The 21,578-nt window shown below is 39.0% G+C and carries 21 protein-coding genes and 1 riboswitch; of the genes, 16 read left to right on the top strand and 5 right to left on the bottom strand.

Features of this window, described 5'->3' with window-relative positions:
* The first annotated feature begins 200 nt into the window (after positions 1-200).
* The 3 genes from O3643_RS03495 (at position 201) to O3643_RS03485 (ending at position 3,356) form a co-directional block, all read left to right on the top strand.
* A complete protein-coding gene (locus O3643_RS03495; RefSeq protein WP_371499894.1) occupies positions 201-875 on the top strand; it encodes a TIGR02206 family membrane protein in 675 nt (224 codons plus the stop codon).
* A 34-nt stretch (positions 876-909) separates the two neighbouring features.
* Positions 910-1,602, top strand: coding sequence for a TIGR02206 family membrane protein (locus O3643_RS03490; protein WP_371499892.1), 693 nt, complete (start codon positions 910-912; stop codon positions 1,600-1,602).
* A gap of 209 nt (positions 1,603-1,811) precedes the next feature.
* Positions 1,812-3,356, top strand: a complete 1,545-nt coding sequence (locus O3643_RS03485) for a peptide chain release factor 3 (RefSeq protein WP_371499890.1) — start codon at positions 1,812-1,814, stop codon at positions 3,354-3,356.
* A gap of 447 nt (positions 3,357-3,803) precedes the next feature.
* On the opposite strand, the gene O3643_RS03480 is transcribed toward O3643_RS03485, so the two are convergent.
* The 3 genes from O3643_RS03480 to trkA form a co-directional block, all read right to left on the bottom strand.
* Positions 3,804-4,508: a CPBP family intramembrane glutamic endopeptidase gene (locus tag O3643_RS03480; protein ID WP_281137728.1), complete on the bottom strand. Its 705-nt coding sequence runs from the start codon at positions 4,506-4,508 to the stop codon at positions 3,804-3,806.
* An 852-nt stretch (positions 4,509-5,360) separates the two neighbouring features.
* A complete protein-coding gene (locus O3643_RS03475) occupies positions 5,361-6,800 on the bottom strand; it encodes a TrkH family potassium uptake protein (protein ID WP_371499888.1) in 1,440 nt (479 codons plus the stop codon).
* A 3-nt stretch (positions 6,801-6,803) separates the two neighbouring features.
* Positions 6,804-8,153, bottom strand: coding sequence for a Trk system potassium transporter TrkA (gene trkA, locus O3643_RS03470; protein WP_371499886.1), 1,350 nt, complete (start codon positions 8,151-8,153; stop codon positions 6,804-6,806).
* 424 nt (positions 8,154-8,577) lie between these two features.
* Between trkA and O3643_RS03465 the strand changes: the two genes are divergently transcribed.
* The 13 genes from O3643_RS03465 (at position 8,578) to O3643_RS03405 (ending at position 19,163) form a co-directional block, all read left to right on the top strand.
* The gene (locus tag O3643_RS03465; protein ID WP_006151966.1) at positions 8,578-9,081 is read left to right on the top strand and encodes a tRNA (cytidine(34)-2'-O)-methyltransferase; all 504 of its coding nucleotides are present in this window, start codon (positions 8,578-8,580) and stop codon (positions 9,079-9,081) included.
* 53 nt (positions 9,082-9,134) lie between these two features.
* Positions 9,135-9,369, top strand: a riboswitch (FMN riboswitch).
* A 147-nt stretch (positions 9,370-9,516) separates the two neighbouring features.
* Positions 9,517-10,080, top strand: a complete 564-nt coding sequence (locus tag O3643_RS03460) for an ECF transporter S component (RefSeq protein WP_371499884.1) — start codon at positions 9,517-9,519, stop codon at positions 10,078-10,080.
* Complete coding sequence (locus O3643_RS03455; protein ID WP_371499882.1) at positions 10,070-10,720, top strand: phosphatase PAP2 family protein; 651 nt, start codon at positions 10,070-10,072, stop codon at positions 10,718-10,720. The genes O3643_RS03460 and O3643_RS03455 overlap by 11 nt, the downstream gene beginning before the upstream one ends.
* Positions 10,721-10,747: 27 nt before the next feature.
* The gene (locus O3643_RS03450) at positions 10,748-11,167 is read left to right on the top strand and encodes a chromosome partitioning protein ParB (protein WP_371499880.1); all 420 of its coding nucleotides are present in this window, start codon (positions 10,748-10,750) and stop codon (positions 11,165-11,167) included.
* The gene (locus tag O3643_RS03445) at positions 11,142-11,627 is read left to right on the top strand and encodes a GNAT family N-acetyltransferase (RefSeq protein WP_371499878.1); all 486 of its coding nucleotides are present in this window, start codon (positions 11,142-11,144) and stop codon (positions 11,625-11,627) included. Before O3643_RS03450 ends, O3643_RS03445 begins: the two co-directional genes overlap by 26 nt.
* 231 nt (positions 11,628-11,858) lie before the next feature.
* The gene (gene rplK, locus O3643_RS03440) at positions 11,859-12,284 is read left to right on the top strand and encodes a 50S ribosomal protein L11 (RefSeq protein ID WP_001085808.1); all 426 of its coding nucleotides are present in this window, start codon (positions 11,859-11,861) and stop codon (positions 12,282-12,284) included.
* A gap of 96 nt (positions 12,285-12,380) precedes the next feature.
* The gene (gene rplA, locus O3643_RS03435; RefSeq protein ID WP_001085672.1) at positions 12,381-13,070 is read left to right on the top strand and encodes a 50S ribosomal protein L1; all 690 of its coding nucleotides are present in this window, start codon (positions 12,381-12,383) and stop codon (positions 13,068-13,070) included.
* Positions 13,071-13,274: 204 nt separating this feature from the next.
* Complete coding sequence (locus tag O3643_RS03430; RefSeq protein WP_006152123.1) at positions 13,275-14,975, top strand: acetolactate synthase large subunit; 1,701 nt, start codon at positions 13,275-13,277, stop codon at positions 14,973-14,975.
* Positions 14,968-15,444 carry an acetolactate synthase small subunit gene (gene ilvN, locus O3643_RS03425; RefSeq protein WP_004251957.1) on the top strand — a complete coding sequence of 159 codons (477 nt, stop codon included), beginning with the start codon at positions 14,968-14,970 and terminating at the stop codon, positions 15,442-15,444. The genes O3643_RS03430 and ilvN overlap by 8 nt, the downstream gene beginning before the upstream one ends.
* A 65-nt stretch (positions 15,445-15,509) precedes the next feature.
* The gene (gene ilvC, locus O3643_RS03420) at positions 15,510-16,532 is read left to right on the top strand and encodes a ketol-acid reductoisomerase (protein ID WP_371499874.1); all 1,023 of its coding nucleotides are present in this window, start codon (positions 15,510-15,512) and stop codon (positions 16,530-16,532) included.
* A gap of 80 nt (positions 16,533-16,612) precedes the next feature.
* Complete coding sequence (gene ilvA, locus O3643_RS03415; RefSeq protein ID WP_004251960.1) at positions 16,613-17,863, top strand: threonine ammonia-lyase IlvA; 1,251 nt, start codon at positions 16,613-16,615, stop codon at positions 17,861-17,863.
* A gap of 82 nt (positions 17,864-17,945) precedes the next feature.
* Positions 17,946-18,842, top strand: coding sequence for an SPFH domain-containing protein (locus O3643_RS03410; protein WP_004251962.1), 897 nt, complete (start codon positions 17,946-17,948; stop codon positions 18,840-18,842).
* Positions 18,843-18,947: 105 nt separating this feature from the next.
* Complete coding sequence (locus tag O3643_RS03405) at positions 18,948-19,163, top strand: hypothetical protein (protein WP_004251963.1); 216 nt, start codon at positions 18,948-18,950, stop codon at positions 19,161-19,163.
* 83 nt (positions 19,164-19,246) lie between these two features.
* Here O3643_RS03405 and O3643_RS03400 read toward each other — a convergent pair whose 3' ends face one another.
* The gene (locus tag O3643_RS03400) at positions 19,247-19,987 is read right to left on the bottom strand and encodes an amino acid ABC transporter ATP-binding protein (protein ID WP_371499871.1); all 741 of its coding nucleotides are present in this window, start codon (positions 19,985-19,987) and stop codon (positions 19,247-19,249) included.
* Positions 19,987-21,552, bottom strand: a complete 1,566-nt coding sequence (locus O3643_RS03395) for an ABC transporter substrate-binding protein/permease (RefSeq protein ID WP_371499869.1) — start codon at positions 21,550-21,552, stop codon at positions 19,987-19,989. Before O3643_RS03395 ends, O3643_RS03400 begins: the two co-directional genes overlap by 1 nt.
* Between the last annotated feature and the right edge of the window lie 26 nt (positions 21,553-21,578).

Raw genomic sequence — 21,578 nt, 5'->3', positions numbered from 1 at the left:
CGTGAAATGATGATTCTTTATCTGTTCTATTTTACCATATTTTCCTATAAATAAGGCAAGCCAAGCTAAAAAGAAACAGAAATTGAAAAATACTTTTTATTTCGATATAATGGTTGAAATTAGAAAAAAGAATAACAGTCGTTTCTAGTTGCTAAAAAGGATGTAGAATTGACTCAACTAGAACACTTTAAGGATGACATATGACAATTTGGGAGTTGCTTTTTACCAGTAAAAAGACAGTTCCTCCTCATTTGGGAGCCTGGTACTTTTTATTACCTACTTCTTTGGTAATTATAGCTGTTTTATCGATTCGTTTCGCATCATCTAAAGGTTACAGAAACTTTTGGTATTGGGGACAATTGATTCAGTTGCTCATTATCAACGCTTGGTATATTGCTGCACGTCTGCCCCTATCTGAGGCTCTCCCTTTTTACCATAGTCGCATGGCTATGTGGATGATTCTTTTTGCCCCTAATAAGACCTTTTTCAAGCAATATTTTGCCTTAGTGGGAGTTTTTGGTTCTATCATGGCTTTGGTTTATCCAGTCTTTTATCCTTTTCCTTTCCCTCATGTTTCGTCTGTGAACAATGTTTTCGGACACTGGGCCCTCTTGGCTAACTGCTTGATTTATCTTGTTAGATATTATAAAGTTGAAAAAGGGGATACTTGGAAAATATGCCAGATGACTTTTGGGGTTAATGCCATTATCTTTCTTGCCAACCTCTTGACAGGAGGAAATTATGGCTTTATGAGCAAGCCACCTGTGATTGGAGATCATGGTAGTTTGCTTAACTATTTGATAGTAACCAGTTTGATGACAGGTATTCTCATCCTTATCAATCAACTTGTTAAATATAAACATAAGAATAGTTAATATACAACTGAATTCGTTACCTTAAGGAGACTTTATGCATCATTTTATTACAAGAACCCAAACGACGCCACCGCCTATCCCGATTTTTTGGTACGGTGTCATGATAGGCCTTCTTGCCTTGTCTATTTATGCTTCTCTTACTTACTACAAAAATCCCAAATTTGTTCGATTGTTTAAGTGGATTCAAATAGCGCAACTGCTAGCGCTCTATACTTGGTATATTGGATTTGGGATTCCGTTTTCGAACAGCCTGCCTCTTTACCATTGTCGTTTGGCCATGTTCGCGGTTGTATTCTTACCAGATAAATGGAAAACCAAGCAGTATTTTGCCCTTATGGGAGCCAGCGGGGCAGTGTTTGCTTTAGGCTATCCTGTTTTTGACCCCTATGATTTCCCGCATATTACCAGCTTTTCTTTCCTGATTGGCCATTATGCCCTCTTGGTCAATTCCCTGGTTTATCTCATGAATCACTACGATAAAAGCCTACTTAAAAAGTATCGAATTATCGCCTACACTTTTATTCTCAACCTTTTCTTAGTTGGGGTCAATCAAGTAACAGGTGGGAATTACGGACTCTTGAATACGACGCCGTTTATTCCAAATGCCCCTATATGGATAAAGTATCTTCTGGTTTCAATCATTCTATCTGCAGCCCTAGTACTTTTTGATATCTTGTTTAAAAAACGTTGGCAAAAGAAAATTGCTCTAGAAAAAATTAAATTTTGAAGAGATTGTAACTAGCGATACAAAATAAATATTGAACAAAAGAATCTGAAGAGCAGGTCTAGTATCTTGACCTGCTTTTTCTTGTGTAAGCAATTGAAAAACTCTCTAAAATCCGATATAATGGAGTGTTGAAAGGAATGTTAGGGTCCGATGTAATAAAGAGTGATTATAAATTGAAATAATTAAAAAAGTAGAAAGAAAGAGAAGTTATGACTATTCAAGAAGAAATTAAGAAACGCCGTACCTTTGCCATCATCTCTCACCCGGACGCGGGGAAAACAACCATCACTGAGCAATTGCTCTATTTTGGGGGAGAGATTCGTGAGGCAGGTACTGTAAAAGGGAAGAAAACAGGAAACTTTGCTAAGTCAGACTGGATGGATATCGAGAAACAACGTGGGATTTCGGTAACCTCATCTGTTATGCAGTTTGACTACGATGGGAAACGGGTAAACATCCTAGACACTCCAGGACACGAGGACTTTTCAGAAGATACCTATCGTACCTTGATGGCGGTGGATGCTGCGGTCATGGTAGTGGACTCTGCCAAGGGGATCGAGGCTCAAACCAAGAAATTGTTTGAGGTTGTCAAACACCGCGGGATTCCAGTCTTTACCTTTATGAACAAGCTAGACCGTGACGGTCGTGAACCACTAGATCTCTTGCAAGAATTGGAAGAAGTCTTGGGTATTGCAAGTTATCCAATGAACTGGCCAATCGGGATGGGGAAAGCCTTTGAGGGGCTCTACGACCTCTATAACCAACGTTTGGAACTCTACAAAGGTGATGAACGTTTTGCCAGCCTAGAAGATGGCGATAAACTCTTTGCTAGCAACCCATTCTACGAACAAGTGAAAGATGATATTGAACTTTTGAATGAAGCAGGAAATGAATTCTCAGAGGAAGCCATTCTTGCAGGTGATTTGACACCAGTCTTCTTTGGTTCGGCCTTGACTAATTTTGGGGTGCAGACCTTCCTTGAAACCTTCCTCAAGTTTGCTCCAGAACCTCATGGACACAAGAAAACAGACGGTGAACTTGTCGACCCTTATGATAAGGATTTCTCAGGTTTTGTCTTTAAAATTCAAGCCAACATGGATCCTCGACACCGTGACCGTATCGCATTTGTTCGTATTGTATCGGGTGAATTTGAGCGTGGTATGAGTGTCAATTTGCCTCGTACTGGTAAGGGAGCTAAACTTTCTAATGTCACCCAATTTATGGCGGAAAGTCGTGAAAATGTGACCAATGCCGTAGCAGGAGATATCATCGGGGTTTATGATACAGGGACCTACCAGGTTGGAGATACTCTGACTGTTGGGAAAAACAAGTTTGAGTTTGAACCACTACCAACCTTTACTCCAGAGATTTTCATGAAAGTTTCGCCTAAGAACGTTATGAAACAAAAATCCTTCCACAAGGGAATGGAACAGTTGGTACAAGAAGGAGCTATCCAGCTTTATAAGAATTACCAAACAGGTGAGTATATGCTAGGTGCTGTTGGACAACTCCAGTTCGAAGTCTTTAAACACCGTATGGAAGGTGAGTATAACGCTGAAGTGGTCATGACTCCAATGGGTAAAAAGACAGTGCGTTGGATTAAACCTGAAGATTTAGATGAACGCATGTCTTCAAGTCGAAACATCTTGGCCAAGGACCGCTTTGACCAACCTGTCTTCCTTTTCGAAAATGACTTTGCCCTCCGCTGGTTTGCTGACAAGTATCCAGATGTGGAGTTGGAAGAAAAGATGTAACTCAGTATCAACAATTGGAACTAAAGTTCCTAATTGTTGGACGCTAGTCGCTATTCGGCGAACTAGCTAACTGCCCTACTAACTACGTTTGGTAAATATAATCGATTTGCCAAACTCCGTGTCGTAATCTAATAAACGGTAACCGCTATGGCAGTTTACCTAAACGCTTCACTAGGAAAAGTCCACGAATGGTATTGATTCGTGGATTTTTTCGTCGTAATAGTTAGAAAGCGGTCTAGTTGCCTTACTAACTCATCGACGAAAAATAGTCATTTTCGCCTCTTCGTGTCGTAACATTTAGGAGTGGACTAGCTTACTGTCACTATCTCCGTATTGTAACTTCTCGCAGCTAATTCGTGTTTCGTTCTTAAATAGACAAAAAAGACTAGAAATTAGATAGATTTCTAGTCTTTTTATTTTAAATTATATTAGTAGTGGAACTTCTATTTATTGAAAAGCATCTATACCAACAACCTTGATAAGGAATGTAAGGAGGATAAGCAATAGAATGCTGACTCCATTATTCACTAGGTGCAGTAAGATAGACATCTCTAGTCGTTTGGTGCGATAAGCAGTCCAAGTTAGGACAGCAGACATCCAGCCATATATCAAGAAAGAAGGAATATTATTTGGTATATGGGCTATAGTGAAGAGAAACCAACCGAAAATATATCCAATTTTCTCGTATCCTTCGAAGAGTTTAGTAGGTATGATACCTCGACAGATAACTTCCTCACAAATAGGTGCCACTATTGCAACCACGAAAATGCTGGAAATTAGAGAGCTTTCTGACATGATGCTATTGATAGCCTCTTGATTCGAAGTAGTTGTTTGCTTCAGAAGTTGTAACCAAATCGCACCAATCAGATTTCCTGTGACAATGGCTACATAACTAAGAGCAATTCGAGGGGCGTCATTAATAGTAAAGAGTTTTGATTTTAGATTTAATAACTTACTTTTGTGAGCACCATATAAAAAGAGTGTAACAACAGCAGTAGAGACAAGTCCCACTATTAGAGATGACCAGATAGATCCAAGTTGAGTTTTTTGAAGTAGCATTAAAGTCACGATAGGAACTTGCGATAGGCACATAGCGACAAGAAAGATTCCTAGCCAAATCAATCGTTTACGATAATCTTTAAAAAAATTCATTCATATATCTCCTAAAAAATTTATTTCATTATAGCATACTTCTGACAGGAATTCTATTAACTACCAGAACATAAGTGTAGATAAAACAAGTAAGATATTTCGAATTAAATGACTATAGAAGGATAAATCTTGTCTTAAGGTTTTAGGAAATAAAAAGTTTAGAAAGCTGACTCCCAAAAGGATATAAAAACTGACAGAAAATATGGTTAAAGGATTGTGCAGAAAAAATAAACTAAGAAAGATAAGGGTTGTTAGCCTGCCTGTCTTTTTATGAGTTGGTAATTTTCTCCATTTGTTTAACGGCAGAAAGGTAGCAATATCAAGTCCGAAAAGGAAAAAGAAAGAGATGAGTAACAAGTCAACGATTTCTTTTTGTAGTAGAGTGTCAGTGCTTATACTTTCAAATAAAATAAAACAGACTCCAGCAACGTTAATGATAACCATGCTGCTATACAATAAAAAGAAGGATCTACTACGATTATGTAGTTGACTTTTTACATGATTATGACCTGAAAGATAGTGGATAAATGTACAGATACCTGCTAAAAATAGTAAGAGAAGTAAAAAGTAAAAGCAGGATTGTTTGAGTGTTAAAGCAATACCAGGCCAAACTAAGCAACTACAGCAACCTAAATATACCAAGGAAATCAATAAAAGAAGTTGGATTGATTTGTTCATTTTTTTCATATAAAACCTCTACGTTTTTTAAAAATTATAACTAAAATGATTCATGAAAAATCATCTTTTTCCCAAGTGTTATTTTTTGACTCTCAACTGTCTTTTAAAAATCTTATCAACAGAAAAAGCACATCCCTCAAAAAATGAGGGATGTGCTTTTTGATAATAACATTGCTAACGCTTAGACCAGGTTCGCTTCATAAAGAGTAATATGATTGGATAAATTTCAAGACGTCCTGCAATCATTGCAAAGGATAGGAGGAGTTTTGAAAATGGACTAAAAATGGAGAAACTTGCAGTTGTTCCAAGAATTGGGCCGATATTGTTAAAGCAACTGAAAACGGCACTCGTAACAATCATTAAATTGTCAGCATCTAAACTGATAATGAAAATTAAGCTGAGTAGAATCATGACGTAAACTACAAAGTACTTGAGAATCTTGTGCTGGGTATCCTTATCAATTACCGTTTGGTTAACATGGAGAGTTAAAACACGGTGAGGTGATATGGTAGACAAAAATTGATTTTTAGCAATTTTAGCTAGAATAACTCCACGCATCACTTTGAGACCACCAGCAGTAGATCCAGCAGAACCACCAATCGCCATCAGCATCAGTAAAATATATTGTGAAAACAAAGGCCAATTGGTTATGTTTCCGTAACCAAAACCAGTTGTCGTAATGATATTAGAAACTTGGAAGAAGGCCATCTCAAAACTTTGTGAAACGCCACTATAAAGGTGGAGTGTATTGAGAGTAATTAAACCGGTAGAAACAACGACAATCAAGAGATAAGCACGAAGCTCCTCATCGAAAAAGAATTCCTTGACTCGACGAAGCATGAGATAGTAGTAGAGGTTGAAATTGACACCAAACATCAAGACCCCAACACTCGTCAGATAGGTAATGAGAGAACTATTATAGTGGGCGATTCCATCATTGTAAACAGTGAAACCACCAGTCCCAGCAGTTCCCATAGCGATGACAAAACTATCGTAGAGTGGCATACCAGCAAGATAATAAATCACTACAAAGAGGGCGAACATTGCCAGATACAGGATGTAGAGGATTTGTGCTGTATTTTTTAGCTTAGACACCACCTTACCAAATACTGGTCCAGGGACCTCGGCCTTCATAACCTCTAAGTGACTATTTTTTGCATTGTCCATAATAGCTAGGGCAAAAACTAGCACTCCCATACCTCCGATGAGGTGGGTGAAACTTCTCCAAAACAGAAGAGAACGGCTTATTACAGAAACGTCATTTAAGATAGTTGCTCCCGTAGTAGTGAAGCCGGAACTAGTTTCGAAGAAGGCATCGATAAAATTGGGGATTTGACCTGAAAAGACAAAGGGAAGGGAGCCAAAGAAAGACCAGAGGATCCAACATAGGGCAACAATTAGGACTCCTTCTTTGGCATAGATACGTTGTTTTTTAGGTTTACTGATGATTCCGAGAAGACCTAGGACAACAAGAATTCCAATGGTAGAGAAAAGAGCTGTAAAAACTTGATTAGATTCTCGATAGTAAAGAGCAATACCAACCGGAACTAAAAGTAGCCCAGCTTCAATCAAGAGTAGCTTTGCAAGAAGAAAGCGTACCATACTTCTATTCATAGCTTACCTCTCTAACAAATCGTAAATCTTGGTGATATTTGAAAGCAAAGTGATAACCACTAGCTTATCACCAACCTGGAGGGCATCTTCTCCTGTTGGGAAGATCGTTTTTCCATTGCGGATAATAGCAGCAATCAAGATATCTTTTTTGAGCTTCAATTGAGATAAAGGCTTGCCAGTCATTTTATTGGCTTCCTTGATCAGGAATTGAAGAGTTTCTACCTGTCCATTTGCTAGATGGTGCATAGCTTGAAGGTCAGAATATTGCGCATTTACACGACCATGGATAAAGTGCATGATGGTATCAACGGCGATTGTTTTAGGGGTGATGATACTTGAGAAATCTGTTGCGTGGATAATTTCTAATAAGCTAGTGCGGTTTACTTTGGTAATATTTTTCTGAACACCTATGTTATCCAAAAACATAGAGGTAATGATATTTTCCTCGTCGACTCCTGTCAAAGTGGCAACAGCATCATAGTTTTGTGCACTTTCTTCTAAGAGGGTGTCCTTAGTTGTTCCATCACCTTGGACTATATAGAGTTTAGGGAATTTTTCGCTGAAAAAGGCGGCTCTTTCAGGATTGACCTCAATAACCTTGGTATCGATACGACTGTCTTTTAACATACCTAAGAGATAGTAAGCAATTTTCCCAGCTCCTATGATGAGTAAACTCTTAACAACTCTGGACTTAATATAGTTGTGGAAGAGCATCATATCGACACGATGTCCTGTCACAAAGATACGGTCTTTATCTTCTAAAATCATATCTCCACTAGGAATCATGAGTTTGTGGTCGCGTTCGATAGCACAGACAATAACATTGCCAAACTTTTTACGAAAATCAGCAATAGACATCTGACAAATATTGCTATTATTTCGAACTTTAAATTCCATCAAACTGACCAATCCGCCTGCAAAACGCTCAACAGAAAGAGCATTGGGGAAGTCTATAATATTAGCGATAGCACGAGCTGCTAGGAGTTCTGGGTTTACAATGAGTGAAAATCCAAGAATATTTTTTTCTTTAAAGTAAGGGTTGGAATATTCAGGATTTCGTACACGAACAATGGTTTCCTTTGCTCCCATTTTTTTGGCTAAAACAGCCGAAACCATATTGACTTCGTCGTATTGAGTCATGGCAATGAAAATATCACAATCTTGAACATTGGCTGCTTCTAACATAGCAAAGTCAGCTCCGTTACCTGCGATTCCCATAATATCAAAACGGCTGGTCAAGTATTTTAGAACAGTTTCGTTCTGTTCAATTAAGACAACATCATGGTTGTCAGCAACCAGTGAACGACAGAGGGCAGAACCTACTTTTCCCCCTCCGACAAGAATAATCTTCATAGTTAGTTAACCTACTTTTTCAATATGTCTCTATCATACCTTTTTTTAGAAAAAAATGCACTCAACAACCGACTGTTTCCTTCTTTAATAAAGGGATTAGGGGAATTCGAATAAATATTTTGATTTAAACATCATATGTTTATGAAAAAACTTGTTCCGAAAATTCTTAATCTATGTAAATTCTATGATATTGCTTGCTGAAAGTTGAAATTTTAACTTTTGTAAATATGCTTGTAAAAAAAATGAAAAAATCAAGTCATTTCTATTGACAATCAAGCTGAAAGTGTTATACTAAAAAAGTAGTTTCGCTGATTTACTTCAAACCTGTTGTGAGGTAAGTTAACGATGCCTTAACCACGCTGTTTGCTGAGCTTGACTCCGGGCAGTGTGGCTATTTTTTTGCACTAGTGAGAGGAAGCAAGGCATGGCCAATCATATTGTATTGTTTGAACCACAAATTCCACAGAATACGGGAAATATTGCACGAACCTGTGCGGCGACGAATGCGCCCCTTCATATTATCAAACCGATGGGCTTTCCGATTGATGATCGTAAAATGAAGAGAGCCGGGCTAGACTATTGGGACAAACTTGAAATCTATTTTTATGATAGTTTAGATGAATTTATGAAAAAAATGGATGGTCAAGTCTACTTGATTTCCAAGTTTGCAGAAAAGGTCTATTCAGATGCTGACTTCACGATAGAAGGAAACCATTATTTTCTTTTTGGGCGTGAAGATAAAGGTTTGCCTGAGGAATTTATGCGGGAACATCCTGAAAAAGCTCTCAGAATTCCTATGAATGATGAACATGTTCGTAGCCTCAATGTATCTAATACGGTATGTATGATTGTCTATGAGGCCCTTCGTCAACAGAATTTTACGGGTCTCGAACTGGTTCATACTTACGAAACGGATAAGTTGAAATAAACACTGATAAGAGATAAAATGCTTGCGCTTGCAAGCTTTTTTTGTTATCATAAAGGGGTCTTCAGGGCTGGGTGTAATTCCCGACCGGCGGTGACTTTTACTCGGAAATGTTCTTTTCCTTTTATACTTTGTTGCCAAGCTTTGCCTAACCAAAAGTTATGCCTACAGCTTGTCGCCTAGTCTAAAATAAAAATCTCCATTTCCTTACTCTAAAAGAAGTCCGCGAGCGCAAGCTGATGTGGTGAGATTCCACAACCGACAGTATAGTCTGGATGGGAGAAGACGAAAGGATAGCTTTGTCTATTCTGCTTCATTATAATAGAAATAAAACCAGTTTCTTTGTAAGCTTAGGTTGTTTTTGAGATAGTTAAGAGAGTAGATAGAGAGAAACTTTCCAACTTCTTCTGATTTTATAGAAAATTGGAGGAACCTGTTATGACAAACATACGTCGACTTTCGACCATTGCAATTTTATCAGCACTTTCATTTGTGTTGATGTACTTTGACTTTCCGCTTCTACCGGCGGCACCCTTTTTAAGGATTGAGTTCAGTATCTTACCAGTTCTTGTAGGTTTGGTAGTCTTGGATTTACCAGCGGCTTTAGGAGTACTATTCCTTCGGTCTTTGTTGAAAATCCTTTTGAACAATCAAGGAGTTAGTACCTACATTGGTTTGCCGATGAATATCGTAGCCTTAGGAGTCTTTGTTCTTGCTTTTGGTCTGATTTGGAAAAAAGAGCGTACAACCATGCGTTTTGTCCTAGCTTCATTAGCAGGGACGATTGGTATTACTTTAGCCATGTTAGTTCTAAACTACGTTTATGCTGTACCTTTGTACGCAAAATTTGCTAACTTCGATATAGAGAATATTCTAGGACTTAGTAATTACTTGTTGGCAATGGTCTTACCATTTAATTTGATTGAAGGAGTCATCTTTGCCATCTCATTCTGGTTATTAATTGTCCTCTTGAAACCAACTTTGAAATACTATGAAAGATAAACAAACATATTTAACAAAGGGCTCTTTTGCCCTTTTACTATTTGTAATTCTGGGTTATGTCGTTAAGTTTTATCCAGAACAATTGATACCATTTGATTCGTCTATCCAGACAGCAATTCGTGGAGATTTACCAGCTATATTGACAACTATCTTTCGAGGGATTACTCGTCTGATTGACTTACCAATCGTTATTTCTTGGGCAATTCTATTGACTGTTATTTTTTATCTGAAAAAGTGGAAGTCAGAAAGCCTTTTAGTAGCTGGCAATCTTAGTTTGGCTGGAATTTTAATTGTGTCCTTAAAACACCTCTATCAACGTCCGCGACCTGAAATTTTACACTTGGTTGAAGAAAAAGGATTTTCTTTCCCTAGTGGTCACTCGCTAGCAGTAACCCTCTTAATCGGTTCTCTAATTATCATTGTGGGACAGAGAGTGAAATATAGGACAGTAAAGCTCATTCTCCAGATTTTACTGGGAATCTATCTAGTAAGTGTAATCATTTCCAGAGTCTATCTGGGAGTTCATTACCCATCAGATGTTCTTGCCAGTCTCTGTCTGGGTCTTGGAATTCTATTCATTGAATTTCCATTTTATGACAAACTTCGCTTTCGATGGAGATTTACTGGCAAGCAGAAGTAGGCATCAAATTTCCATGAGGAGAAAGAAATGAAAGTCAATATTGCAGATCTTCATCCGACTCAACTATACTTATCAGAAAAGAAGTTGCAAGATATCCAGATGCTTTATCACTCGGTAGAGAGGCCAAATATAAATCCAATCAGTGTTCTTGCATTTGGAGATTGCTTGCTAATTACAGACGGGCATCACAGAGCTTATCAGGCATTGTTGCTAGGTCAGGATACGATTTCTGCTGAGTGGGATAAAGATGGTGGTGATGAACTATATCATCTCTATGCGCAAGTTTGCGAGGAAAGAAAGATATACTCTGTTCTGGATTTAAAAAATCATATCTTACCCCAAGATGAGTATGAAGCAAAATGGTATAACTGGTGTGATGGTTTTAATCAGGCTGCGAAGCAGTTGTTAGGAGTAAAAAAAGATGCCAAAGATTATTCAGATAGATGATTCCCTACGTCTAGTTCCCTATTTTTTAGCAGATCATCGTGATGCAGCTTTATCCTGGTATCAAGATGTGGATTTGGTGGAACTGGTAGATGGCATTAGAATTCCCTATAGTTTGGAAAAATTAAATGCCATGTATTCCTATTTAGAGGAACACGGGGATTTGTTCTGGATTGAATTTCGAGAAAAGGGAGAGTGGCTTCCAATTGGTGATGTAGCCTTATCTCAGGAGAATCTTCCTATTGTGATTGGCAATCCAACTTACCAGCATCAAGGACTTGGATGTAAGGTTTTGAAGACTTTGATTGATCTAGCTCGACAAAGAGGATGGAAAGAATTAAAAGTTCAGGAAATCTATGATTTCAATTATGCCTCCAGACGATGTTTTGAGTCCCTTGGATTTGTGGAGAGCGGAAGTACTGAAAAAGGGACAAGCCTGCTCTTAAAGCTGGACTCCTACTAAACTTTATTATTTTTTATTAATTGCTCAAAACAGAGCGGTTTTTTGTTTGTAGTTCAGGACTCTTTCACGAAAGAAATGATAGTCAAAGTCAGTAATAAAATTTCTCTAAAAATAGAATTTTTCTCTTGCATTTGAGATAGATTAGTGTATAATAGTAGGGTATGTGTAAAACATACTTGTGGGAGGTAAAAATCTTAAATTACCGCCAAAACCACAAAGGAGGATTTAAAAATGGCTAAAAAAGTCGAAAAACTTGTAAAATTGCAAATCCCTGCTGGTAAAGCTACACCAGCTCCACCGGTTGGACCTGCTCTTGGTCAAGCTGGTATCAACATCATGGGATTCACAAAAGAGTTCAACGCTCGTACAGCTGATCAAGCTGGTATGATCATTCCAGTTGTTATCTCAGTATACGAAGATAAATCATTTACTTTCGTTACTAAAACACCACCAGCTGCTGTTCTTTTGAAAAAAGCTGCAGGTGTTGAAAAAGGATCAGGTACACCTAACAAAACTAAAGTTGCTACAGTTACTCGTGCACAAGTACAAGAAATTGCAGAAACTAAGATGCCAGATTTGAACGCTGCAAACATTGAGTCTGCAATGCGTATGATCGAAGGTACTGCTCGTTCTATGGGATTCACTGTTGTTGACTAATCAATAACTTCCCTATATAACCCGCAAGACTTCATCATTTCGAGAAGTGACGTGGGAGATGAAAATCGATTGAACCACTTACAAGGAGAATAGAAAATGGCTAAAAAAAGCAAACAACTTCGTGCTGCTCTTGAGAAAATCGACAGCACAAAAGCATACAGCGTAGAAGAAGCTGTAGCTCTTGCAAAAGAAACTAACTTTGCAAAATTTGACGCAACTGTAGAAGTTGCATACAATTTGAACATCGACGTGAAAAAAGCTGACCAACAAATCCGTGGAGCAATGGTATTGCCAAACGGTACTGGTAAAACAGCTCGCGTTCTTGTATTTGCACGTGGTGCAAAAGCTGAAGAAGCTAAAGCTGCTGGTGCAGACTTCGTTGGTGAAGACGACCTTGTTGCTAAAATCAACGACGGATGGTTGGACTTCGACGTAGTTATCGCTACACCTGACATGATGGCTCTTGTTGGACGTCTTGGACGTGTCCTTGGACCACGTAACTTGATGCCAAACCCTAAAACTGGTACTGTAACAATGGATGTTGCTAAAGCAGTTGAAGAGTCTAAAGGTGGTAAAATTACTTACCGTGCTGACCGTGCAGGTATCGTACAAGCTATCATCGGTAAAGTTTCATTTGAAGCTGACAAGTTAGTTGAAAACTTCAAAGCATTCAACGAAACAATCCAAAAAGCTAAACCAGCTACAGCAAAAGGAACTTACGTAACAAGCTTGACAATCACAACTACTCAAGGTGTTGGTATCAAGGTTGACGTTAACTCACTTTAATTAGTAAATAATCAAAAGGTTGGGACATTTTGTCTCAACCTTTTTTCTATTCAAAAAATATAAATACGTATAAACTTTCTAATCTATTTGATAGTGTAAAGTATCTAGATAGAAAATTCAGAAAATTGTTTCTTTTGTCTTGAAAATTTTTGAAAAAATGGTATTATAGAAACAAGTCATTTTAAGAGAAGAGAAAGGGGAACGATGGAGAAAATCATTTTAGACTCACCAAAGTCAGGTTCAGAACTCGTTTTGGAAACGCTCCGTGACCTGGGAATCGATACGATTTTTGGTTATCCAGGCGGGGCGGTATTGCCTTTATATGATGCTATTTATAATTTTAAAGGCATTCGCCATATTCTAGGTCGGCATGAACAAGGTTGTCTTCATGAAGCAGAAGGTTATGCTAAGTCAACAGGGAAACTTGGTGTCGCAGTCGTCACAAGTGGACCAGGAGCTACCAATGCCATTACTGGTATTGCAGATGCTATGAGTGACAGTGTTCCCCTTTTGGTCTTCACAGGTCAGGTAGCAAGAGCGGGAATCGGTAAGGATGCTTTCCAAGAAGCAGATATTGTCGGAATTACCATGCCAATTACCAAGTACAACTATCAGGTTCGTGAGACAGCAGATATTCCACGTGTGATTACAGAGGCTGTACATATTGCGACTACGGGTCGCCCAGGGCCAGTTGTTATTGACTTGCCAAAAGATGTTTCTGCTCTTGAAACGGACTTTGTCTATTCTTCAGAGATAGATTTACCAAGTTATCAACCAACTTTAGAGCCAAATGAGATGCAAATCAAGAAGATCTTGAAGCAACTCTCTAAGGCTAAGAAGCCAGTTTTGTTAGCTGGTGGTGGGATTAGCTATGCAGAGGCTGCTGCGGAGTTAAATGAATTTGCAGAGCGTTATCAAATTCCTGTTGTGACCAGTCTTTTGGGACAGGGAACAATCGCAACCAGTCATCCGCTATTTTTGGGAATGGGTGGGATGCATGGTTCCTTTGCGGCTAATATTGCGATGACAGAAGCTGATTTTATGATTTCGATTGGTTGTCGTTTTGATGACCGTTTGACTGGTAATCCTAAGACATTTGCGAAGAATGCCAAAGTTGCGCATATTGATATCGATCCAGCAGAGATTGGTAAGATTATCGCTGTTGATATCCCAGTTGTTGGTGATGCGAAAAAGGCCTTGCAGCAGTTGCTAGCGGAGCCAATCGTTCGTAACAATACTGAAAAATGGATTGAAAAAGTTACCAAAGATAAGAATCGTGTTCGTTCTTATGATAAGAAGGAACGTGTCGTCCAACCACAAGCAGTTATTGAACGTATAGGCGAATTGACTAAGGGTGATGCCATTGTCGTAACTGACGTCGGACAACACCAAATGTGGACTGCTCAATACTATCCATACCAAAACGAGCGTCAACTCGTAACTTCAGGTGGACTAGGAACCATGGGATTCGGAGTTCCTGCAGCCATTGGAGCAAAAATTGCTAATCCAGATAAGGAGGTCGTGCTCTTTGTCGGTGATGGTGGTTTCCAAATGACCAATCAGGAATTGGCAATCTTGAACATCTACAAGATTCCAATCAAGGTCATCATGCTTAATAACCATTCACTTGGGATGGTTCGTCAATGGCAAGAAGCTTTCTATGATGGACGAACATCTGAGTCAGTCTTTGATAGCCTTCCTGATTTCCAATTAATGGCTCAAGCATACGGGATTAAGAATTATAAATTTGATAATCCTGAAACCTTAGAGAAGGATTTGGAAGTCATCTTGGAAGATGTACCAATGTTTATCGAGGTAGATATTTCTCGTAAAGAGCATGTTTTACCAATGGTACCAGCTGGTAAGAGTAATCATGAGATGTTGGGGGTGAAGTTTAATGCGTAGAATGTTAACAGCCAAACTTCAAAACCGGTCAGGAGTTCTCAATCGTTTTACCGGTGTTTTGTCTAGACGCCAAGTCAATATTGAGAGTATCTCGGTAGGGGCGACAGAAAATCCTAATGTGTCTAGAATTACCATTATCATTGATGTTGCATCTCACGATGAAGTGGAGCAAATCATCAAACAACTCAACCGTCAGGTCGACGTTATTCGTGTCCGTGATATCACAGATAAACCGCATCTCGAGCGTGAAGTGATTCTGATCAAGGTCTCAGCGCCTGCGGAGAAGCGAGCAGAAATTTTAGCTATTATCCAGCCTTTCCGTGCAACTGTTGTTGATGTGGCTCCGAGCTCCATTACTGTTCAGATGACTGGGAATGCGGAAAAGAGTGAAGCTTTGATTCGGGTTATTCGACCATACGGTATCAAGAATATCGCTCGGACGGGAGCAACTGGATTTACCCGCGATTAAAAATCCAACCTAAATTTGTTAATCTAGCCTATCAGGCAATAAATAATAGAAAAGAGAGAAAAACTATGGCAGTTCAAATGGAATACGAAAAAGATGTAAAAGTAGCAGCACTTGATGGTAAAAAAATCGCTGTTATCGGTTATGGTTCACAAGGTCATGCTCACGCTCAAAACTTGCGTGATTCAGGTCACGATGTGATCATCGGTGTTCGTCCAGGTAAATCTTTTGATAAGGCAAAAGAAGATGGTTTTGGTACTTATACAGTAGCAGAAGCAACTAAATTGGCTGATGTTATCATGATTTTGGCACCAGACGAAATTCAACAAGAATTGTACGAGGCAGAAATCGCTCCAAACTTGGAAGCTGGAAATGCAGTTGGTTTTGCACATGGTTTCAACATCCACTTCGAATTCATAAAAGTTCCTGCAGATGTTGATGTCTTCATGTGTGCTCCTAAAGGACCAGGACACTTGGTACGTCGTACTTACGAAGAAGGATTTGGTGTTCCAGCGCTTTACGCCGTCTACCAAGATGCAACAGGAAATGCTAAAGACATCGCTATGGACTGGTGTAAAGGTGTTGGTGCAGCGCGTGTAGGTCTTCTTGAAACAACATACAAAGAAGAAACTGAAGAAGATTTGTTTGGTGAACAAGCCGTTCTTTGTGGTGGTTTGACTGCCCTTATTGAAGCTGGTTTTGAAGTCTTGACTGAAGCTGGATATGCTCCAGAATTGGCTTACTTTGAAGTGCTTCACGAAATGAAACTCATCGTTGACTTGATTTACGAGGGTGGATTCAAGAAAATGCGTCAATCAATTTCTAACACAGCTGAATACGGTGACTACGTTTCAGGTCCACGTGTCATCACTGAACAAGTGAAAGAAAACATGAAAGCAGTTCTTGCTGACATCCAAAACGGTACATTTGCTAACGACTTTGTGAACGACTACAAAGCTGGTCGTCCAAAATTGACTGCTTACCGTGAACAAGCAGCTAACCTTGAAATTGAAAAGGTTGGTGCAGAATTGCGTAAAGCAATGCCATTTGTTGGTAAAAACGACGATGACGCATTCAAAATCTACAACTAATTTTTGAGAATAAAAATAGAAGGCGAGTTGGGGGGTACCTAACCCGCTTTTTATCTTGAAAAAGAATCAAGGAGAAGATTATGCTTAGTGCAAAAGATGTGGTGAAGGCCCACAAGGTTCTGAGTGGTGTCGTAGCCAATACACCACTTGACTACGATCATTATTTATCAGAAAAATACGGCGCAAAAATTTATCTCAAAAAAGAAAATGCTCAACGAGTGCGTTCTTTTAAGATTCGTGGAGCATATTATGCCATTTCGCAACTGACTAAGGAAGAACGAGAACGTGGAGTAGTTTGTGCATCAGCGGGAAATCACGCTCAAGGTGTTGCCTACACTTGTAACGAGATGAAGATTCCTGCAACAATCTTTATGCCAATTACAACGCCTCAACAGAAAATTGGTCAGGTTCGTTTCTTTGGTGGAGATTTTGTAACTATCAAATTGGTAGGAGATACCTTTGATGCCTCGGCTAAGGCAGCTCAAGACTATACAGTTGCTGAAAATCGTACCTTTATTGATCCTTTTGATGATCCCTATGTTCAAGCTGGTCAAGGAACAGTAGCTTATGAAATTTTAGAAGAAGCGCGAAAAGAATCCATTGATTTTGATACTGTCTTGGTGCCTGTAGGAGGTGGAGGACTCATTGCAGGAGTTTCTACTTATATAAAGGAAACGAATCCGGCTATTGAAGTTCTGGGTGTAGAAGCTAACGGAGCTCGTTCCATGAAGGCAGCATTTGAGGCTGGAGGTCCGGTTAAACTTAAAGAAATTGATAAGTTTGCAGACGGGATTGCTGTGCAGAAGGTTGGACAATTGACCTATGAAGCAACCCGTAAAAATGTTGAAACGCTTATCGGAGTTGATGAAGGTTTAATCTCTGAGACCTTGATAGATCTATACTCTAAACAGGGGATTGTTGCTGAGCCTGCCGGTGCTGCTAGTGTGGCGGCCTTGGAAGTACTGTCAGATTATATAAAGGGTAAGACTATTTGTTGTATCATCTCTGGAGGAAATAACGATATCAACCGTATGCCAGAGATGGAAGAGCGTGCCTTGATTTATGATGGGATCAAGCATTACTTTGTGGTAAACTTCCCACAACGTCCAGGTGCTCTTCGTGAGTTTGTAAATGATATTTTAGGACCGAATGACGACATCACACGTTTTGAGTATATTAAACGTGCCAGCAAGGGAACAGGACCAGTCTTAATCGGGATTGCTCTTGCTAACAAGCATGATTATGCGGGCTTGATTCACCGAATGGAAAAATTTGATCCGTCTTATATTAACTTGAATGGGAATGAAACTCTATATAATATGCTTGTTTAATATCCTATAAAATTTTTATCATATCATTTGCCTAACCTATATACGAGTGCTATAATGTAAGTGAAGAAAGGGGGAGATTCCCATGGTTTTACAAGTTTTACTTGTTCTAGTGATTCTAATGCTTATTGTAGGAGCTATGTTAGTGAGCTCTGTTTATGTCGTTCGTCAACAGTCTGTTGCAATTATCGAACGATTTGGTAAGTATCAAAAGTTAAGTAATAGTGGTATTCATCTACGGGCACCATTTGGCATTGACAAAATTGCAGCTCGTGTGCAGCTACGCCTTTTACAAAGTGAGATCGTGGTTGAAACCAAAACCCAAGATAACGTTTTTGTGACTATGAATGTCGCAACTCAGTATCGTGTCAATGAGTTAAACGTTACAGACGCTTACTATAAATTGATGAGACCTGAAGCTCAAATCAAATCTTATATTGAAGATGCATTGCGCTCATCTGTTCCTAAGTTAACTTTGGATGAATTGTTTGAGAAAAAAGATGAAATTGCATTAGAAGTTCAAAAACAAGTAGCGGAAGAAATGTCAACGTATGGGTATATTATCGTTAAGACGCTCATTACCAAAGTTGAGCCGGATGCAGAAGTCAAACAATCAATGAACGAAATTAATGCTGCCCAACGTAAGAGAGTGGCAGCTCAAGAATTGGCTGAAGCAGATAAAATTAAGATCGTTACAGCGGCAGAAGCTGAGGCAGAAAAAGATCGCCTCCATGGTGTGGGGATCGCAGAGCAGCGGAAAGCAATTGTTGATGGACTTGCTGATTCTATTAAAGAGTTAAAAGGAGCCAATGTCGAATTAACTGAAGAACAAATTATGTCAATCCTATTAACCAATCAGTATTTGGATACATTGAATAATTTTGCAGATAAACAAGGAAATAATACAATATTCTTGCCAGCAAATCCTAATGGAGTTGAAGATATTCGAACCCATATATTATCAGCTTTGAAAGCTAAATAATTATAATCTTAACGCAATAACTTTATTAATATATGTGTTTCAATTGACAAATACTATAAAAACATATAGAATGAAGTTGCGTAAAGAAAAAAATAGGAGAATAACATGGCTAAGTCTAACTTTGAAAAAGTAGAAGCAGTTGTTAGCTGGGTTCGTGATAAGAAGATCACAGGGTATCGTATTTCTAAGGAAACGAATGCGCGTGAGATGTCTATCATTGCTTTGGCTCAAGGACGTGCGAAAGTTAAAAACATTTCCTTTGAAACAGCCCTCGGCTTAATTGATTTCTACAATAAAAATCATGAAAAATTTGAAGATTAGTCTTTGGATATAGGCAGGTTCGAAAAGAATCTGCCTTTTAATTTTTTGGAATATAAAAAAAGACTGCAATGGCAGTCTTTTTCTTATCGAAGATAGCGTTGTAAAAATTCTCTTGTACGTTCTTCTTTGGGATTTGTAAATAGATCTTCAGGTTTTCCTTCTTCTGCAATGACACCCTTATCCATAAAGATGACACGGTGTGATACATCGCGAGCAAATTCCATTTCGTGGGTTACGACGATCATGGTCAAGCCTTCTTGAGCTAAATCTTGCATGATTTTGAGAACCTCACCAACCATTTCAGGATCAAGGGCTGATGTAGGCTCATCAAAGAGAATGGCATCAGGATTCATGGAAAGTGCGCGAGCAATAGCGACACGTTGCTTTTGCCCACCAGAAAGTTGTTTAGGTTTGGCTTGCCAGTAACGTTCTCCCATGCCAACTTTTTCAAGGTTCTCTTTAACAACTTTCTCTGCTTCTGAGCGATCACGTTTGAGTACAGTTGTTTGGGCAACGATTGTATTTTCAAGCACGTTTAGATTTTCAAAAAGGTTGAAGGACTGGAAGACCATTCCTAGTTTTTCTCGATAGTGAGTGAGGTTATATCCTTTTTCGAGGACATTTTCACCGTGATAAAGGATTTCACCTTCAGTGGGTGTTTCAAGTAAGTTGATCGAACGTAGGAAGGTTGATTTACCACTACCGGAACTTCCAATGATAGAAATAACTTCTCCTTTATGGATAGTAAGGGAAATATCTTTTAGGACCTCGTTTTGTCCATAGGATTTTTTGAGGTGTTTGATTTCAAGAATGGGTTGATTCATTATTTCAAATCCTCCGTTTGCATTTGGTTAGCACCTGTAGTGTAGGTATCCATATCCATCCGTTTTTCGATATAGCGTAGGATACGTGTTACTGTAAAGGTGAGGACAAAGTAGATAACTGCGATGATGGTAAAGGTTTGGAAGTACTGGTAAGTCTGTGTTGCTACTGTATTTCCTGAGAAGTAAAGTTCTACAACAGAGATAACATTCAATACAGAAGTATCCTTGATGTTGATGACGAACTCATTACCAGTAGCAGGTAGGATATTTCGAACTACCTGAGGTAAAACAATCTTACGCATGGTTTGATTATGAGTCATACCAAGAGCAGTAGCTGCTTCAAATTGTCCCTTGTCAACAGCTAGGATACCACCACGAACGATTTCGGTCATGTAGGCACCGGTATTGATAGAAACGATAAAGATAGCAGCCAGAGTACGGTCTAGGTTGATTCCGAAAGCCTGGGCAGTTCCATAGTAGATAACCATAGATTGTACGATCATAGGAGTTCCACGGAAAATTTCAATATAGATATTGAGAATCCAACCAACTATATTTTGAACGACGTAGATAAATTGATTTTCAGATTGAGGTGCAGTACGGAAAACACCGATAGCAAGACCAATAACAAGACCTACGATAGTACCGATAATTGAAATTAAAAGTGTGATTCCAGCACCACGCAAGAGTTGTTGCCAGTTTTCAGTTAGAATTTTAGCAACTTGGCTAAAGAAATTACTGCTGTTTTCTTCAGTAGTTGTAGCTTCTACAGGCTGCTCTTTAATCATACGATCCATTAGGGCAACTTGTTCATCTTTAGAGATGGTTTCGATGCTAGCATTGATTTGGCTGATACGTTCGTCATCCTTACGAAGACCGATAGCGATAGAGGTATCTTCTTCCCCAGTTTTAAAACCAGGTTCAGGCTGAATCATTTTGAACTTTGCATTTGCTGACTCAGCAGTTAGGGCTTCTGGTCGTTCAGAAACATAAGCGTCAATGACACCAGCTTCAAGAGCTTGACGCATTTGAGCGAAATCACCCATAGCAGTTTCTTTTTTAGCGCCTGGAATTTGAGAAATCAAGTCGTAAAGGTAAACCCCTTGTTGAGAAGTGATTTTTGCATCTTTAAAATCATCTAGTGTTTTGGCGTTTGCATAGGCTGAATCTTTTTTGACTAAAAGCACTGGTTCACTGGTATAGTAACTGCTTGAGAAGGCAATTTCTTGCTTACGTTCAGCGGTTGGACTCATACCAGCAATGATCATATCAATCTTACCAGAGGTCAGAGCTGGAACAAGTCCTTCCCATTTTGTTTTTACAATGAGTGGTTCTTTACCAAGATCTTTAGCGATTTTTTTTGCAATTTGAACATCGTAACCGTTAGCATATTGGTTTGTTCCATCAATCTTGACAGCGCCATTACTATCGTCATCTTGAGTCCAGTTAAATGGTGCGTAAGCTGCCTCCATTCCGATGCGTAAATATTCATCGGCTTGGACCTGGCTAACTAGTCCTAGAGTAAGGGCTAAGCTAGCAAGGATAGATAAGCATAATTTTTTCATGTTTTCTCCTATTTCTAGTCTAAAAA

Source organism: Streptococcus sp. 20925_1_44, assembly GCF_041432435.1.
In the GTDB taxonomy this organism is placed as follows: domain Bacteria; phylum Bacillota; class Bacilli; order Lactobacillales; family Streptococcaceae; genus Streptococcus; species Streptococcus infantis.
The sequence above is the reverse complement of the archived record's forward strand: the minus strand, read 5'-3'. Positions and strand labels throughout refer to the sequence as shown.